The organism is Streptomyces sp. NPDC085596, assembly GCF_044541565.1.
Classification (GTDB): Bacteria; Actinomycetota; Actinomycetes; order Streptomycetales; family Streptomycetaceae; genus Streptomyces.
The window spans coordinates 82,885-99,283 of the sequence record NZ_JBITTC010000003.1 but is presented as its reverse complement, the minus strand read 5'-3'; the positions used below and the strand labels follow the sequence as shown (position 1 = coordinate 99,283).

18 protein-coding genes are annotated in these 16,399 nt (G+C 73.3%); 7 read left to right on the top strand and 11 right to left on the bottom strand.

Annotation, left to right across the window (positions count from 1 at the left end):
* Window positions 1–82 precede the first annotated feature (82 nt).
* The 6 genes from ACIGA3_RS10485 to ACIGA3_RS10460 all read right to left on the bottom strand — a co-directional run bounded on the left by ACIGA3_RS10485 (window position 83) and on the right by ACIGA3_RS10460 (window position 5,186).
* The gene (locus ACIGA3_RS10485) at window positions 83–2,155 is read right to left on the bottom strand and encodes a SpoIIE family protein phosphatase (RefSeq protein WP_399712775.1); all 2,073 of its coding nucleotides are present in this window, start codon (window positions 2,153–2,155) and stop codon (window positions 83–85) included.
* A 100-nt stretch (window positions 2,156–2,255) separates the two neighbouring features.
* The gene (locus ACIGA3_RS10480; protein WP_399712773.1) at window positions 2,256–3,056 is read right to left on the bottom strand and encodes a ribonuclease BN; all 801 of its coding nucleotides are present in this window, start codon (window positions 3,054–3,056) and stop codon (window positions 2,256–2,258) included.
* The gene (locus tag ACIGA3_RS10475; protein ID WP_399712771.1) at window positions 3,053–3,595 is read right to left on the bottom strand and encodes a DUF488 family protein; all 543 of its coding nucleotides are present in this window, start codon (window positions 3,593–3,595) and stop codon (window positions 3,053–3,055) included. Before ACIGA3_RS10475 ends, ACIGA3_RS10480 begins: the two co-directional genes overlap by 4 nt.
* A 38-nt stretch (window positions 3,596–3,633) precedes the next feature.
* Window positions 3,634–4,494, bottom strand: coding sequence for a Rieske 2Fe-2S domain-containing protein (locus ACIGA3_RS10470; protein ID WP_399712768.1), 861 nt, complete (start codon window positions 4,492–4,494; stop codon window positions 3,634–3,636).
* A 153-nt stretch (window positions 4,495–4,647) separates the two neighbouring features.
* Entirely contained in the window at window positions 4,648–4,872 is a 225-nt protein-coding gene (locus tag ACIGA3_RS10465) for a hypothetical protein (protein ID WP_399712765.1), read from the bottom strand.
* 71 nt (window positions 4,873–4,943) lie between these two features.
* Window positions 4,944–5,186, bottom strand: coding sequence for a hypothetical protein (locus ACIGA3_RS10460; RefSeq protein ID WP_399712763.1), 243 nt, complete (start codon window positions 5,184–5,186; stop codon window positions 4,944–4,946).
* A gap of 229 nt (window positions 5,187–5,415) precedes the next feature.
* On the opposite strand from ACIGA3_RS10460, the gene ACIGA3_RS10455 reads away from it, so the two are divergent.
* The 7 genes from ACIGA3_RS10455 to ACIGA3_RS10425 all read left to right on the top strand — a co-directional run bounded on the left by ACIGA3_RS10455 (window position 5,416) and on the right by ACIGA3_RS10425 (window position 13,223).
* Complete coding sequence (locus tag ACIGA3_RS10455) at window positions 5,416–7,017, top strand: molybdopterin-dependent oxidoreductase (protein WP_399712760.1); 1,602 nt, start codon at window positions 5,416–5,418, stop codon at window positions 7,015–7,017.
* A gap of 85 nt (window positions 7,018–7,102) precedes the next feature.
* Window positions 7,103–7,750: a fasciclin domain-containing protein gene (locus ACIGA3_RS10450; RefSeq protein ID WP_399712757.1), complete on the top strand. Its 648-nt coding sequence runs from the start codon at window positions 7,103–7,105 to the stop codon at window positions 7,748–7,750.
* A gap of 98 nt (window positions 7,751–7,848) precedes the next feature.
* Complete coding sequence (locus tag ACIGA3_RS10445) at window positions 7,849–9,105, top strand: NAD(P)/FAD-dependent oxidoreductase (RefSeq protein ID WP_399712755.1); 1,257 nt, start codon at window positions 7,849–7,851, stop codon at window positions 9,103–9,105.
* Window positions 9,099–9,830, top strand: a complete 732-nt coding sequence (locus tag ACIGA3_RS10440) for a DUF1365 domain-containing protein (protein WP_399713974.1) — start codon at window positions 9,099–9,101, stop codon at window positions 9,828–9,830. The genes ACIGA3_RS10445 and ACIGA3_RS10440 overlap by 7 nt, the downstream gene beginning before the upstream one ends.
* Entirely contained in the window at window positions 9,827–11,107 is a 1,281-nt protein-coding gene (locus tag ACIGA3_RS10435; RefSeq protein WP_399712753.1) for a class I SAM-dependent methyltransferase, read from the top strand. The genes ACIGA3_RS10440 and ACIGA3_RS10435 overlap by 4 nt, the downstream gene beginning before the upstream one ends.
* Window positions 11,108–11,112: 5 nt before the next feature.
* The gene (locus tag ACIGA3_RS10430) at window positions 11,113–12,423 is read left to right on the top strand and encodes a class I SAM-dependent methyltransferase (protein WP_399713971.1); all 1,311 of its coding nucleotides are present in this window, start codon (window positions 11,113–11,115) and stop codon (window positions 12,421–12,423) included.
* The gene (locus ACIGA3_RS10425; protein ID WP_399712750.1) at window positions 12,420–13,223 is read left to right on the top strand and encodes a DUF1295 domain-containing protein; all 804 of its coding nucleotides are present in this window, start codon (window positions 12,420–12,422) and stop codon (window positions 13,221–13,223) included. The genes ACIGA3_RS10430 and ACIGA3_RS10425 overlap by 4 nt, the downstream gene beginning before the upstream one ends.
* A gap of 68 nt (window positions 13,224–13,291) precedes the next feature.
* Here the strand turns inward: ACIGA3_RS10425 and ACIGA3_RS10420 are convergent, their stop codons facing one another.
* From ACIGA3_RS10420 to ACIGA3_RS10400, 5 genes are all read right to left on the bottom strand, one after another.
* Window positions 13,292–14,041, bottom strand: a complete 750-nt coding sequence (locus ACIGA3_RS10420; RefSeq protein WP_399712748.1) for an anti-sigma factor domain-containing protein — start codon at window positions 14,039–14,041, stop codon at window positions 13,292–13,294.
* Complete coding sequence (locus tag ACIGA3_RS10415; protein ID WP_399712746.1) at window positions 14,038–14,622, bottom strand: sigma-70 family RNA polymerase sigma factor; 585 nt, start codon at window positions 14,620–14,622, stop codon at window positions 14,038–14,040. Before ACIGA3_RS10415 ends, ACIGA3_RS10420 begins: the two co-directional genes overlap by 4 nt.
* A gap of 135 nt (window positions 14,623–14,757) precedes the next feature.
* Window positions 14,758–15,108, bottom strand: coding sequence for a hypothetical protein (locus ACIGA3_RS10410; protein WP_399712743.1), 351 nt, complete (start codon window positions 15,106–15,108; stop codon window positions 14,758–14,760).
* Window positions 15,101–15,724 (bottom strand): Asp23/Gls24 family envelope stress response protein, encoded by a 624-nt coding sequence (locus tag ACIGA3_RS10405; protein ID WP_399712741.1) that lies wholly within the window; start codon window positions 15,722–15,724, stop codon window positions 15,101–15,103. The genes ACIGA3_RS10410 and ACIGA3_RS10405 overlap by 8 nt, the downstream gene beginning before the upstream one ends.
* A complete protein-coding gene (locus ACIGA3_RS10400) occupies window positions 15,721–16,341 on the bottom strand; it encodes an RNA polymerase sigma factor (RefSeq protein ID WP_399712739.1) in 621 nt (206 codons plus the stop codon). The genes ACIGA3_RS10405 and ACIGA3_RS10400 overlap by 4 nt, the downstream gene beginning before the upstream one ends.
* Window positions 16,342–16,399: the final 58 nt, after the last annotated feature.

Sequence of the window (16,399 nt, the reverse complement as noted above, 5' to 3'; positions counted from 1 at the left end):
CTCCTGGATTCCCTCCTCCAACACCTGGTGAACCCAGCGTCGCACCACCCACCGCACCCCACCACGCGACGGACGCGCGGGGCTACGGGTGATCCACCACCTGCGCGAGCAGCAGGGCCACGTCGTCGTGGTCGTCGGGGTGGCGCAGCCCGTGCACGAGGCGGTCGCAGACCTCCTCCATCGTGGGGCCGGGCTCGCCCAGCAGGGACAGCAGCGTCTCCAGCCGGTCGTCGATGGCGTGCTGCCGCGTCTCCACCAGCCCGTCGGTGTACAGCACCAGCAGATCGCCGGGCTCCATCGGGACCGTGGCCGCCTCGAACGGCACCCCGCCCACCCCGAGCGGCGCGGCAGTCGGCAGGTCCAGGAACTCCGGCGCCCGGCCCGGCCGGACCAGGGCGGGCGGCAGATGCCCGGCGTTGGCGACCGTGCACCGGTTGGTGGCGGGGTCGTACACCGCGTACAGGCAGGTGACGATGTAGTGCTCCAGATCGCAGGTGATCTTGTCCAGGTGGCGCAGCACCGCCTCCGGCGCGAGGTCGAGGTCGGCGTACGCGCAGGTCGCGGTGCGCAGCCGGCCCATGGTGGCGGCCGCGTCGATGCCGTTGCCCATCACGTCGCCCACCACCAGGGCGGTCCGGTCGTCGGCCAGCGGGATCACGTCGTACCAGTCGCCGCCCACCTCGCTGGTGGCCTGCGCGGGCTCGTACCGGGAGGCCACCTCCAGACCGGTGTGCCGGGGGGAGTGGTCGGGCAGCAGACTCCGCTGGAGGGTGAGCGCGGTGTTGCGCACGCTCTGGAACCAGCGCGCGTTGTCGATCGCCACCCCCGCCCGGCCCGCGATCTCGGCGGCCAGCACCACGTCGTCCTCGTCGAACGGCAGCGGATTGCGGGTCCGCTTCAGGTCCAGCGCGCCCAGCACCTCGCCGTGCGCGATCAGCGGCACCGCCAGATACGAGTGCACGCCCGCCTCGGCCAGCAGCGCCTCGCCGTCCGCGTCGCGCGCGATCCTCGGCAGGTCGGCCGCCTGCACGTGCGGGATCAGCACCGGACGCCCGGTGTGCACGCACAGCGTGACCAGCCGGTCCCCGGCATAGGCGGCCAGGTCGCCCGGCGGGTCGGCGGCACGCAGCGCCGCCGTCGGGTGGGCCGCCTTCAGGGCGAGCGCCCGGAACAGCTCCGGGCCGTCGTCCGGGCTGCTCATCCGGCGGCAGGCCAGCGCCGAGTCCAGCACGTCCACCGCGACCACGTCCGCCAGCACCGGCGCCGCGACCTCGGCCAGCTCACGGGCGGTGCGCTCCACCTCCAGCGTGGTGCCGATCCGCGCCGAGGCGTCCGCGATGACCGCCAGCCGTTTGCGCGCCCGGTCCGCCTCCCCGGCCGCCTGGTGCCGTTCGGTGACGTCCACGACGGAGGCGGCGGCGCCCAGCACCCGGCCGCTGGGGTCCTCCAGCCGGTAGAAGGACAGCGACCAGGCGTGCTGCCGTCCGGGATCGTTGCGCGGGCGTCCCACGTGGTACTGGTCCAGCAGCGGGGTGCCGGTGGTGAGGACCTGGCGCAGCGCCGACTCCACGGTCTCCATGTCCGTCAGCGGCAGCGTCTCGCGCAGGCTCCGGCCGACGTGGTCGGCGGCCGGCATGCCGTCGATCCGCTCCAGCGCCGGGTTGACCAGCAGATACCGCAGATCCGGATCGAGCAGGGCGAGACCGATGGGGGACTGGTAGATCAGCCGCTCGCACAGCGCGAGGTCGGTCTCCACCCGCTGGAGCACGGCCCGGTCGGCGGCGATGCCCAGCGCGTACACCTCGCCCTCGTCGTCGAGCAGCCGCATGGTGCGGAACTCCGTCAGCCGGCTGGAGCCGTCCTTGCGCCGCACCGGAAAGGCGCCCGCCCAGCCATGGCCGGTGGCCAGCACCTCGGTGAACAGCCGCGCCGCCGACTTCACCCGGCCCGGCGAGACCAGCAGCCGGCCCGCCTCGGCGCCGAGCGCCTCCTCGGAGGTGTAGCCGAACAGTTCCTCCGCCTGCGGGGTCCAGAAGACGATCCGCCCGCGGGTGTCCAGGACCACCGCGGCCACGCTCAGCAGGTCCAGCAGCCCCGTCGGCCGGGGTTCCCCGGCGTCGTGCTCCTCGTCGGACCGGAAGGAGTCCACTGCCATCCCGCCACCTCCACCCACCGGCACGGGCATCGCCCGACAGCTCGGGACCGGTACCTCCATGCTGCCCCCGACGCCCGCACACGCCCACCGCACGGCCCGCTCACGGCTCCCGGTCCTCGTGCGAGGGCACCCAGTGGTGCTCGGTGAACCAGCGGCCGAACAGGGCACCGCCGTACACCACGAACCCCACGCCGATCAGCCAGGACGACACCACCAGCACGGTGCCGACCGCGCCGTAGCTCAGCGCGTTGGTCACGATCAGCGGGGTGAACACCAGCGTGGAGAACGCGCGCAGCCCCACCAGCCCGAGCAGACTCGCGACCGCGCCCGGCAGCAGGTCCCGCCAGCGGACCTGGCCGCCCAGCAGGAACCACGGCCCCCACCAGAAGAAGAACAGCGTGGTCAGCGTGGTCAGGAAGATCCGGGAGAACCCCTGCGTCGCGGTCCCCGTCTGCACCTCCTGATACAGGTACGCCATCAGCACCAGCAGCCAGGTCGCCTGCCGCCACACCCGGTGCCAGGGCCCGGCGGGCAGTCCCCAGATGCGCTCGAAGGCGTTCTGCACGCTGGCGCCGAAGGACACCCCGAACACGGCGAGCATCAGGATGCTCCACGCGCTGGTGGTGCCGATGACCTCGCGCGGCGGGCTGAACACCTCGTTGAGCACCTTCGCGGAGCGGCCGGACAGCCCCATGCCGTCCGACAGCCAGGACGGGAAACCGCCCCGCACCAGCGGGTCGGCGGCGGCGACCACGATCAGCAGCGGGGCCAGCGTCACCAGGGCGAGGGTGGCGAACCCCATGGCCCGGTGCAGCAGTTCCAGCTCGCGGCCGCGCCGGATCAGGACGTGCAGGGCGAGCCACTCCCAGGCACGGTCGAGGCCGCGCCGGCCCCGGCTCACGGTTTCTCCCCGCCGGGCGGCGGCGGGTAGGTGAGATGTCCGTCCTCGACGTGCGCGTGCTCGTTCAGCGACGCCGGTTTCGTGCTCGTCGCCGACATGATGTGGTCCACCTCCGCGCCGGCCACCAGCAGCGCGTCCGTGATGAGCCTGCGGTGGCAGCGCCAGGGCACCGCCTCGCTGCACATGATGGCGGGGCTGCCGTGCCCGGCCAGTTCCAGGAGTTCGTCCAGACCCTCGTGGAACTCGTCCGAGGCCATGTGGTCGGCGTAGTCCCGGAACGCCTTGACCCGCCAGGCGCCGTTGGGCGTCGGCACGTCCTTCGGAGTGTGCCGCCGCCCGCCCAGTTCCGGTATCCAGCGGTACTCGATGTCGGGCGGCAGCGCCTCCTCGATGGCCGACCGGTTCCACTGCGGGAACTTCCGCGACGACGGGAACGAGCGCACATCCACCAGATGGGTGATGCCGTTGTTCCGCAGCATCGTCACCAGCTCGTCGAAGTCACGGGTGGAGTGCCCCACCGTGCGGATGCGGTTGGTCATCCCGGCGCCGCCTCACCCGACCCGTCCACAGGGCCGGTTCAGGCGTTCGCGGCCCGCACCAGCACCCGGTCCTGGGAGACCTTCACGTCCCAGTCGGGCTGCGCGACCGACGCCGGACCACGCGTGACCTCGCCGTCCGACAGGCGGAACGCGCTGCCGTGCCAGGGGCAGTGGATGCAGCCGTCCGCGTCGACCTCGCCCTCGTCCAGCGGGCCCCCGGCGTGCGTGCAGGTGGCCGAGAGGGCGTTCACCTTCCCGCCGTGCCGCACCAGCACCACCGGCACACCGCCCGCGTCGACCCGCAGCGGCTTGCCCTCCACCAGCGCGGTCAGCGCCGCCACGTCCGTCCACTTGCCCGTCGGCTCCTCGAACGCCGTGTGGTTGACGCCGATGCCGTTCACGTACGACAGATGCCCGCCCAGGTAGGCGGAGGCGCCGGTCAGCCCGAGGCCCACCCCGCTCAGCACGACACCGGCGCGCCGGCGCCCGGTCAGCCGGGCCACCCAGGACGCGGCCTGCAACACCGTCGCCGCGCTGTTGAGCATCCCGTGGACCAGGCCGACCCGTTGGGTGCCCCCGATGGTGTCGGCCCAGTCGGAAGCGCCGGTCGCGGCCGTCGGTACGACGGCGAGCAGGCCGAAGCCGACGAGCCTGCGGGCCGCCCGGGCGCCGCGTTCGCCCGCCGTCAGGTCCAGCAGCGTGGCCATGCCCCAGGCGCCGATGGGGACGTCGGTGAGCACCGGGTGCAGCGCGTGGCCCAGCCAGGTGCCGGAGAGCGCGTTCTTGACGGCGGTCGGCTGGGTCACCTTGTTCACCAGGGCGGCGGCCGGACCGGTGAGTGCGTCGAGCGCGGTGCGGTCCTCGATGTCCCTGATGACGTGCTCGATCTGCTTGGGCATGACGGTCGCTCCTCATAGCGTTCGGACCTGACGGGCCGGTGTCCCGCGGGGTGCGCCGGCTCGCGCTCTCATCTGGACCAGGCTGTCTGTGCCCGAGCATCTCGGGCCGCCGGTACGGCAGTTCGCCGCCGGTAGGGGGCCGGGTTCCCGTGTTCAGCGGGGCCACTCCCGTGGACCCGCGCCCCGCCACTCGACCCACCCCGCGCTCACGACGTCCGCCTCCTCCACCGACGCCAGGCCCTGTGGACCGGCCCGGCGCAGGAACTCCACGACGTCCAGCACGGTGTAGGCCATGCCGACGAACCGGTCCCCGACACGCACCCGCCTGCCCCCGTCCGGGGCGGGCGGGTAGATCACGACGGGGATGTCCGGGGCCATGTCCCGAGCGTGGCCCAGGACCGCGGCCGCCGCATGCCGGAGTGCTCCGAGTCGGCGGCCCGCGGCGGGCGCTACTCCACGGCGGGGTCCTCCTGGGTGTGCCGCACCGCCTCCTGGACCTCCCGCTCCAGCGCGCACCGGTCCTCACCGGTCCGGGCCGACCGCTCGGCGATGGCCGCGCACACGGCGTCGTAGGCCGTGCGCCAGCGGCGCCGCTGGGCGTCGTACTCGCTCCCGGTGAGACCGGCCAGCCTGGCGCGCTCCACCTCGGCGGACCGTTCCAGTTCGATGAGGCTGTCGGGAATGTCTGCCACGTGGGGATCGTAAACGCGGCGGGCCACGGGCGCCCGTCGGCCAGGCCCGGTAACCGGGGCAGGCAAGCGCTGTATCCGAAGCCTCATATCCGAGGCAGAAGGCGCCTCATATCCGAGGCAAAGGCGCCTCATATCCGAGGCAGAAGGCCCGGCGGATTGGTCTCGATCTTTATTTCACCTGATCGGGGGAGTCACCAATCCGCTTCCGTCGCAGATCCGGATTCCCCACGTGAGGGATGAAGAGAAGGACCACCGATCGCCGAGCGGCCCGGCGCGCTCCGCACTGGGCGCGCTGAACGGGCTGCTCGCGGGGGTCGCCGCGCTGGCGGTGGCCGAACTCGCGGCGGCCGCCGTCCGGCCCGAGGCCGGACCCGTGGTCGCCGTGGGCGGAGCAGCCGTCGACCGGGCTCCGACGCCGGTGAAGGACTGGGCGATCCGCCAGTTCGGCACCGACGACAAGCTCGTGCTCCAGCTCGGCATCCTCGCCGTGCTGACCGTGCTCACGCTGGTTCTCGGCATGGTGGCGACCCGGAACCGGACGGTGGGGGCCGCCGGGGTCCTTCTCTTCGGCGGGGTCGGGGCGCTGGCTGCCACGGGGCGCCCCGACTCCACCGGCTTCACCGACGCGCTGCCCTCCCTGGCCGGCGCGGCGGGCGGAGCGCTGCTGCTGTACTTCCTGACGGGATATCTGCGCGGGGCACCCGCACCGCACGGGCCGGGCGAAGCCGCGTCACCGGCGGACTGGAACCGCAGGGGATTCGTCATCGCCGCGGTCTCCGCCGCCGCGGCCTCCACAGCGGTCGGGGCCACCGGGCGCGCCCTGAACGGCACGAGCGGCCGGGACGCCGTCGCCTCCCGCGCACGGGTCGTGCTGCCCCGCCCCGGCTCGACGGCCCGCCCGGTACCCCGGCAGGCGGCGCCCCGCATCGCCGGACTCAGCCCCTTCACCACCCCCAACGCCGACTTCTACCGCGTCGACACCGCCCTGGTGGTGCCCAAGGTGGACGCCACCGGCTGGCGGCTGCGCATCCACGGCAAGGGAGTCACCCGCCCGGCCGACTTCACCTACGAGGATCTGCTGCGCCGCGAGCTGATCGAGCGGGACATCACCCTGACCTGCGTGTCCAACGAGGTCGGCGGCCCCTACGTGGGCAACGCCCGCTGGACCGGCGTACGCCTGGCCGATCTGCTCGCCGAGTGCGGGGTGAAGGCGCCCTCGCGCGGCGGGCCGGCCGACCAGCTGGTCTCCCGCTCGGTGGACGGCATGACCATCGGCACCCCCGTCGAGGACGTGCTCGACGGCCGGGACGCCCTGCTCGCGGTCGGCATGAACGGCGAGCCGCTGCCCTTCACCCACGGCTTCCCGGTCCGCATGGTCGTCCCCGGCCTGTACGGCTATGTCTCGGCCTGCAAATGGCTCCAGGACCTGGAACTCACCACCTTCGACGCCTACGACCCCTACTGGGTCAAGCGCGGCTGGGCCCGCAAGGCGCCCATCAAGACCCAGTCCCGGATCGACACCCCGAAGCCCTTCGCCCGCCCGAAGACCGGCACCGTCATGGTCGCCGGAGTGGCCTGGGCGCAGCACCGGGGCGTCGACAAGGTCGAGGTCCGCGTCGACGACGGGCCCTGGCAGGAGGCCGCCCTCGCCGCCGAGGACACCCGCGACACCTGGCGGCAGTGGACCTTCCCCTGGCAGGCCCCGAAGGGCAGCCACACCCTGACCGTACGGGCCACCGACCGTGCCGGAGACCTCCAGACCGAGCGCCGTGCCCGCACCGTCCCCGACGGCGCGAGCGGATGGCACTCCGTGGTGGTGACCGTCGAATGACCACCACCGCTCCAGACCACTGTTCCCCCGTTTCGACCCCCAGCGCGGCACCCGCCGCGCGCCACCCTCAGGAGACGACAGAGAAATGATGACCACCACCCGCACCCGCCGTGCCGCCGTCACCCTTGCCGCCGCCGCCGTGCTGCCCCTCGCGCTGAGCGCCTGCTCCTCCAGCGGTGCCAAGGACAGCGGCAAGTCCGACTCCTCGGCGCCCGCCGCCTCCTCGCCCAAGGCCAGCGAGGGCATGAGCAGCATGGACCAGCCGTTCGGTCCGGCCTGTTCGTCGGTGCCGAAGAACGGCGCCGGTTCCTTCGACGGCATGGCCAAGGACCCGGTCGCCACCGCCGCCTCCAACAACCCGGCGCTGTCCACCCTGGTCACCGCGGTGAAGAAGGCCGGTCTGGTCGACACCCTGAACAACGCCCAGAACATCACCGTGTTCGCGCCGACCAACGACGCCTTCAACAAGATCCCGAAGGCCACCCTGGACAAGGTTCTGAGCGACAAGGCCCAGCTGACGAAGATCCTGACGTACCACGTCGTCGGCCAGAAGCTCGCGCCGAAGGACCTGGAGAACGGCTCCTTCGACACCCTGGAGAAGTCGAAGGTCATGACCTCGGGCATGGGCGAGTCCTACACCGTCAACGACTCCGCCAAGGTCGTCTGCGGCAACGTCAAGACCGCCAACGCCAACGTGTACATCGTCGACACCGTGCTGATGCCCAAGAGCTGACCCCACCCGGCAGCGCCCGCCCGCTCCGGGTCCTCGGAGCGGGCGGGCGCGCAGCCCTTTCCCCCACCCACACCCAACTCCCTGGAAGGGAACGCACGATGCGCCGAACCGCCGTCGTGGGCAGCGGAGTCGCCGGACTCACCGCCGCACACGTGCTGCGCCGGGCCCACCACGTCACCCTGTACGAGGCGGACGACCGCCTCGGCGGCCACGCCCACACGCACGACCTCATAGCCCCGGACGGCCGCATCGACCGGGTCGACTCCGGTTTCATCGTGCACAACCGGCGCACCTACCCGAACCTGCTCCGCCTCTTCCGTGAACTCGGCGTCACCACGCAGGAGTCGGAGATGAGCATGTCGGTGCGCTGCGAGGGCTGCGGACTGGAGTACGCCGGCGCGCGCGGCGCCCGCGGACTGCTCGCCCAGCCCCGCAACGTCCTGCGTGGCACCTACCTGCGCATGCTCGCCGAGGTCCCCGCCTTCCACCGGGCCGCCCGCGCCCTGCTCGAGAACGAAGCCGAATCCACGCTCACACTCGGGCAGTTCCTGGACCGGGCGGGCTTCTCCCCGTACTTCCGGGCCCACTTCATGACCCCGCTGGTCTCCTGCGTCTGGTCCTGCGACGCCGAGACCGCGCAGCACTACCCGGCCGCCTACCTCTTCCGGTTCCTCGCCCACCACGGGATGCTCTCCGTCACCGGCTCACCCGTGTGGCGCACCGTGACCGGCGGCTCACGCAGCTACGTCGACCGGGTCGCGGCCGAGGTGCAGGAGGTCCGCACCAGCGCCCCGGTCCGCACCATCCTGCGCCACGCCGACGGCGCCGACATCACCACGGGGGACGGCACCACCGACTCCTACGACCATGTCGTCGTCGCCGTCCACCCCGACCAGGCACTCCGGCTGCTCGGTGACGCGACCGCCGACGAGAAGGAGGTCCTGGGCGCCTTCCGCTACTCCCGCAACCCCACCCTGCTGCACACCGACGCCGCCCTGCTGCCCCGGGCCCAAGGCGCCCGCGCCTCCTGGAACTACCTCATGCCGAACTGTTCGGCGGGCTCGGACCGGGTACGCGTCACCTACGACATGAACCGGCTCCAGCGTCTCGACGCCTCCCCGCACTACCTCGTCACCCTCGGCGGCGAGGACCGCGTCGACCCCGCGCGCGTCCTGGCCCGGATGAACTACGAACACCCCGTCTACACCCCGGAGTCGGTCGCCGCGCAGCAGCGGCTGCCCGAACTCGCCACCTCCGTCACCGCGTTCGCCGGCGCCTACCACGGCTGGGGGTTCCACGAGGACGGCTGCCGCAGCGGGGTCGCGGCCGCGAAGGCCCTGGGGGTGACCTGGTGAGCACGCCCGCCCTCTACCCGTGCGTGGTCCGGCACACCCGCCGCGCCCCCATCCACCACGCCCTGCGCCACCGCACGTACATGTGGCTGATCGACACCGATCACATACCCGAACTGCCCCTACTGCTGCGCCCGTTGGCCCGGTTCCGGGCCCGCGACCACTTCACCGGCCGCGCCCCCTCGATCCGGGCCGCGCTCGACGGCTTCCTCGCCGAGCACGGCATCGACCTCGACGGGGGCCGCGCCGTCATGCTCACCCACGCGCGCGTCCTCGGCCATGTCTTCAACCCCCTCACCCTGTACTGGTGCCACGACCGCGACGGCCGCCCCCGCTGTGTGGTCGCCGAGGTCCACAACACCTACGGCGGCCGCCACGCCTACCTGCTGCACACCGACGCCGCCGGAAAGGCCGACGTGGACAAGGAGTTCTACGTCTCGCCCTTCTATCCGGTGGACGGCCGCTATCACATGCGACTGCCGCTGCCCGGCGAACGCCTCCAGCTCTCCCTGCGCCTGGACAGACCCGGCAGCCCGCCCTTCACCGCGACCGTCCACGGAACCCGCCGCCCGGCCACACCGGGCGCGCTGCTGCGTCTGGCCCTGCGCCACCCCTGGTCCACCCTCGCGGTGTCCGCCGCCATCCGCTTCCACGGCATCCGCCTGTTCCTACGGGGCCTGCCGGTGCAACCGCGCCAGGTCCGCCACGACCCGGAGAACGCCACATGACCACAGCCCACCCCCGCCCCACGACCAGGACCGGGGCAGCCGTGGTCCCGGCCCCGGTGGACGCCGGCCGCTGGCCCGATGTGGCCGCCGTACCCCGGGCGTCCTGGCCGGTGCGTACCGTCGCCGCCGCCGTTCTACGGCACGCCCTCGGGGGGCTGCCGCTGCGGGTCAGGTTCCCCGACGGCACCACCCTGGGCCTGGGCGGACCGCTCATAGAGGTGCGGGACCCGGACGCCTTCCACGCCCGCATCGGCACCACGGGCCTGATCGGCTTCGGTGAGTCGTACATGGCGGGGGAGTGGGACGCCCCCGACCTGGTCGGTGCGCTCACCGTGCTCGCCGCCCACGCCGCCGGCCTCGTCCCCGCCCCGCTGCAACGCCTGCGCCGCCTGTGGGCGCTGCGGCAGCCCGCCGCCCAGCGCAACACCGCGACCGGCGCCCGCGACAACATCAGCCGCCACTACGACCTGTCCAACGACCTGTTCGCCCTCTTCCTCGACGACACCCTCAGCTACTCCTCCGCCGTCTTCCGCGGGTTCCCCGCCGAGCACGCCCTGCTCCCCGCCGCCCAGCACCGCAAGATCGACCGGCTGCTCGACCTCGCCGCCGTCGGCGAGGGCACCCGGCTGCTGGAGATCGGTACCGGCTGGGGCGAACTCGCCCTGCGCGCCGCCGCCCGCGGCGCCCACGTCACCTCGCTGACCCTCTCCCGCGAACAGCGCGACCTCGCCCGGCAGCGCGTGCGCGAGGCGGGCCTCGCCGACCGGGTCGCCATCGAACTGTGCGACTACCGCGAGGCCCGGGGCACCTACGACGCCATCGTCAGCGTGGAGATGATCGAGGCGGTCGGCGCCGAGTTCTGGCCCGTCTACTTCCGCACCCTCGACGAACGCCTCGCCCCCGGCGGCCGGGTCGCCCTCCAGGCCATCACCATGCCGCACGACCGGATGCTCGCCTCCAGGGACACCCACACCTGGATCCAGAAGTACATCTTCCCCGGCGGCCTGCTGCCCTCCGTGGAGGCCGTCGACCAGACCGTTCGGGACCACACCGGGCTCGGCGTCACCCGCCGGGACGCCTTCGGGGCGCACTACGCCGAGACCCTGCGCCTGTGGCGCGAACGGTTCACCGAACGCGCCGAGGACGTCGAAGACCTCGGCTTCGACACCGTCTTCCGCCGCCTGTGGACCTTCTACCTCGCCTACTCCGAGGCCGGATTCCGCTCCGGCTACCTCGACGTCCAGCAGTACCTGCTCACCAAGGAGCCCGCCCGATGAGCCCGATGAGCCTCCTCGGCACCCCCGCCCGCACCGGCGCCGCCCACCGGATCGCCGCGCTCGCCGAGGACGCGCTCGGCACCCCGCTGCCCGTCCGGCTGCGCGCCTGGGACGGCAGCGAGACCGGCCCGTCCGGCGCCCCCGTCGTCGTGCTGCGCTCCCGCCGCGCCCTGCGCCGCCTGCTCTGGCAGCCCGGCGAACTCGCCCTCGCCCAGGCGTACATCACCGGCGAACTCGATGTCGAGGGCGACCTCGCGGAGGGACTGCGCACCGTCTGGGCCGCCGCCCGCGAGCGCGGCGCCCACGCGCCGCGCCTCACCCTGGCCGACCGGGCCCGCGCCGTCGGGGAGGCCGCACGGCTCGGTGCGATCGGTCCCCGCCCGCCCGTGCCCGTCTCCCAGGCCCGGCTGCGCGGCGGCCGGCACACCAAGGCCCGCGACCGCGCCGCCATCAGCCACCACTACGACCTGTCCAACGACTTCTACCGCCTCCTCCTCGACGACACCATGGCCTACTCCTGCGGCTACTGGACCGCCGAGGACACGGACCCCGCCGACGCCCAGCGCGCCAAGCTGGAGCTGATCTGCCGCAAGCTCGGCCTCACCCCCGGCGCCCGGCTGCTCGACATCGGCTGCGGCTGGGGCTCGCTCACCCTGTACGCCGCAGAACAGCACAAGGCCCAGGTCACCGCCGTCACCCTGGCCCGCGAACAGGCCGCGTACGTCCGCGAGCAGGTCCGCGCACGCGGTCTCGAGCAGCGGGTGGAGGTGGTCTGCCAGGACTACCGCGACATCACCGGCTCGGCCTACGACGCGGTCGCCACCGTCGAGATGGGCGAACATGTCGGCGACGCCGAGTACCCCGCCTTCGCGGCCGCCCTGCACCGCATGGTCCGCCCCGAGGGCCGGGTGCTGGTGCAGCAGATGTCCCGGGGTGCCAACGCGCCGGGCGGTGGTGCGTTCATCGAGGCGTACATCGCGCCCGACATGCACATGCGGCCCCTCGGTGACACGGTCGGCCTCCTGGAGGCGGCCGGCCTGGAGGTGCGCTCGACGGAATCGATGCGCGAGCACTACGTGCGCACCGTCGCCGCCTGGCACCAGACCCTGGAGCGCCGCTGGGACGACGTCGTCGCCCTGGTCGGAACGGAGACCGCCCGCGTGTGGCGGCTGTACCTGGTCGGCGGGGCGCTCGCCTTCGAGGAGGGCCGCATGGGCGTCGACCAGATCCTCTCCGTGCGCCGCGACAGGGCGGGCGCCAGCGGGCTCGACCTGTCCGAGGCCGCCGACTGGTACCGGAACCTGGAGGAGCGGTGAGCGGCTTCGGCTGGGCCGCCTTCGCCGCGAACCTCGGCTGGGCCGCACTCACCGCGCTCGGCGTCATGGTGATCACCTTCGCCGTCGCCGTCCGCAAGGGCATGCACCGGATCGTGGACATCGCCTGGGGCGCCTGCTTCGCCGCGGTCGCCCTGGCCACGTTCGGCGCGTCGGCGGGCGAGGGAGACCCCGCCCGCCGGGCCCTCGTCACCGCCCTCACCGTCGTCTGGGGCCTGCGGCTCGCCGTCCACATCGGACGGCGCGGCCGGGGCCACGGCGAGGACCCGCGCTACGACGAGCTGCTCGACAAGGCACCGGGCAACCGCGACCTGTACGCCTTCCGCATGATCTACCTGCTCCAGGGCGCCCTGGTGTGGCTGGTCTCCCTGCCGGTGCAGGCCGCCCAGTACGCGACCGGCCCCGTCTCCGCGCTCGCCTGGCTCGGTACGGCCCTGTGGGCGGTCGGCATCTTCTTCGAGGCCGTCGGCGACGCCCAGAAGGCCCGCTTCAAGGCCGACCCCGTCAACAAGGGCCACATCATGGACCAGGGCCTGTGGCGCTACACCCGGCACCCCAACTACTTCGGCGACTTCTGCGTCTGGTGGGGCCTGTTCCTGGTCGCCTGCGACGGCGGAGCAGCACCCGCCGTGGTCTCTTTCATCTCGCCGCTGGTGATGAGCTACCTGCTCATCAACGGCAGCGGGAAACGACTGCTGGAGCGCCGTATGTCCGGCCGCCCCGGCTGGGAGGAGTACGCGGCCCGCACCAGCGGCTTCTTCCCGCTGCCCCCGCGCGGCTGACGCCGGACCACAAAAGGAGGGGAGCCCCGGCGATCCGGGGCTCCCCTCCTTCAGCCGTTCCTACGTTCCTACGACGGCATGCTCAGCACCGTCACCGGAGGACTCGTCGGCTTGGCCGAACCACCCGTCGGCTCCACGGTGACCCCGACCCCCGAGGCACCGTCCACCGCACCGCGCATCAGCACCGTCTGGCTGGCGCGTGCCGGGTCCATCAGGCCGGCGTCACGCATCGTCCCGCCGTCGTCGAACCAGAGCTGGTACACCTTGCCCTTGGGCGGCTCGGGCATCCGGGACGACACGAACACCGCCCGGTCCCGCGCGGCGGAGACCACCACCGTGCCGGTACCGCCCGCCACCTTCACCGTGCGGGACTTGGCGTCCGGCGCCGCGAGCACCCCGGCCAGTTCGGCCGACTGCCGCTCCGCCTGCGCCGCCTGCTGCTGGGCGTCCTGCGCGCGCTCCCACTGCCACACCGCCGTACCGCCGAAGACGGCTGCCGCCGCCACGCACGCGGCCAGCGCCCAGCGGGCCGGAGCCGCACCGAGTGCCTTGCTCCGGCGCACCCGCTCCACCGGGGTGGTCGCGGGCGTGAGCTGGCGCACCGAACCGGCGCGGCGCAGCACTTCCTCCCGCATCGCCGGACGCACCGGCACGGTCGCCGCCAGCGCCAGCCGGGCCGCGGCCGCCTCGAACTCCTCCACCTCGCGGGCGCAGGCCGGGCAGCCGGACAGATGGCGCTCGAAGTCGGCACGCTCGTCGTCGGGCAGCGCGTGCAGCGCGTAGGCACCCGTCAGCGTGTGCGGATCGGTCATGGTCACGCGGTCACCCCCAGGCAGTCGCGCAGCCGGATGAGGCCGTCGCGCAGTCGTGTCTTGACGGTGCCGAGCGGCAGCGCGAGCGCCTCCGCCACCTGCCGGTAGGTCAGCCCCCGGTAGTAGGCGAGCGTCACCGACTGCCGCTGGAGGTCGGTCAGCGTACGCAGACAGCGCCGCACCTGCTCCTGCTCCAGCCGGGACTCCACCTGTTCGGTCACCTCGTCGTACTCCGGCGTACGGTCCAGCAGCGCCGCCTTGGTGTCACGGGCGGCAGCCGCCTCCACCGAGCGGACCCGGTCCACCGCGCGCCGGTGCGCGAGCGTCAGAATCCAGTTGATCGCGGTGCCCCGGTCGGGCCGGTAGCGCGGAGCGGTGCGCCAGACCTCCACCAGCACGTCCTGGGCCACCTCCTCCGACTGCGCCTGGTCGCGCAGCACCGCCCGGACGACCCCGAGCACCGGACCGGCCACCGTGTCGTAGACCGAGGCGAACGCCTCCTGGTCTCCCAGGGATACCTCGTGCAGCAACTGCTGCAGATCCGGTTCCGCTGCCGGGTTCCTGCCGATGTAGACGGCTTCCTTCACAACTGTCCTCTCCAACGTTGCGCCGGGGCGGGCTCTCACGTTGTTCCGAGAGAGCCGTCCCCGCGTAATCCGAGGCCAGGAGGGCCGCGGATTGGTCACCCGGACGAATAACGACGACGGGTACCGTCACCGGACTCAGACCAGCCCGGTGACGGTCACGGTGACCTTCGGCGGCTGCTGACCGGGCAGCAGCCCGGCCAGCCGTTCCTCGGCGGCCCTCACGACGGCCCGGGCCACGTCGAGCGTGCGGACGTGCCCGCGCGCCACGACATGGATCTCCACCCGCCACGGCCCGGCCTCGTCCGGGCGGCTCAGCCGCACCCCGGCGGGCACCGCCCGGCCGCCGTTCGCCGCGCCCGCGCCGCGCGGCAGCGCCGAACGCAGCAGCCCGCCGAGGCCCGGCCGCAGGAACGCCACCCCCGGCACGGACTCGACGGCCGCGGCGATCTCCTCGGTGAGCGTGGTGCGCAGCGCGCGGTCAGTCATCGCTCGGGCCCTCCTCGACTCCGGCCGGAGCGTCCACGAGGTCGACGATCCGGATGTCCACCGACGCGGGCCGCAGTCCCAGCCGCAGCCGGGCCGCCCTGGCCACCCGCTGCCGTACCTCCTCGGCCACCTCCTCCAGCGGCACGCCCAGCGGGGCGTGCACCTCCAGGCGCACCGTCACCTCACCCCGCCCGGAGGTGTCCGGCGGGGTGATCCGGCACGAACCCGCGCGGACCCCGGTGACCGTCTCGGCGGCGGCCCGCAGCGTGCGCGCGGCGACCGCCTCCATCACCCACAGGTCCTCGTCCTCGTCCCCGAGCGGCACCGGGCGGCCGGGCCGCAGCTCCATCCGGACCACGTCCATCACGCGCCGGGTCAGCGCCGACGCGTCGTAGCCGGTGTCCTCCGGGACGGTCTCCTCGCGCAGCTCCCGCACCGTCGTCTCCAGCAGCGTCAGCTCCCGCACCGCGCCCGCGCAGTGCGGGCAGCCGGCCCGGTGCGGATCGGGGGCGCCCTGCTCCCAGGCGTCCCAGACCCCGGACAGCAGCCGCCCGCACGCGAGCCGCTCGTCGTCCGGCCCGGTGTACGGGTCGGGCGGGTCGGTGTGCGTGGTCATCGCCAGGCCCCCAGTGCTCGTGTCAGACAGCGTCGTGCGCGGAAGACGCGGGCACGCACCGCCTCCTGGCTGATGCCGACCGTCTCCGCGATGAACTCGTAGGAATGTCCGTCCAGTTCGCGCAGCACCCAGCAGGCCCGCTGCTCCGCCGACAGCTGGTCCAGCGCCCGGCGCATCCCGCGCACCGCGTCCCGCGCCTCGGTGATCCGCTCGGGGGAGTCGTATTCCGGCGCCGCGACCTCCCCGGCCGCCTCCAGCGACGTCACCGGCCGGCGCGCCCGGAGGACGTTCAGACAGCGGTTGGTGACGATGCGGTAGATCCAGGTGCCGAAGGCGGAGCGCCGCCGGAACTCCGGCAGCCGGCGCCAGGCGCTGATGAAGGCGTCCTGCACCGCGTCCTCCGCCTCCGCGCGGTCGCCCAGCAGCCGGGTGGCGAGGCCGACCAGCGCCGGGGCGTGCTCGCGCACCAGCACGGCGAACGCCTCCTCGTCGCCCTCGGCCGCGCGTACCGTCAGCAGGTCGTCGTCGGGGCGCGCCGCCGTCGCCGCCCGTGCCGGGGTGTCGTCGGGCGCGCGTTCCGGTCCCGGATACGCGATCTGTCTGCGGGCCCCCGACACCGGGCGGCTCCTCTCCGTCGTCCTGTCCCTTCGACACCTCGAAGGCGGCTTTGTGACG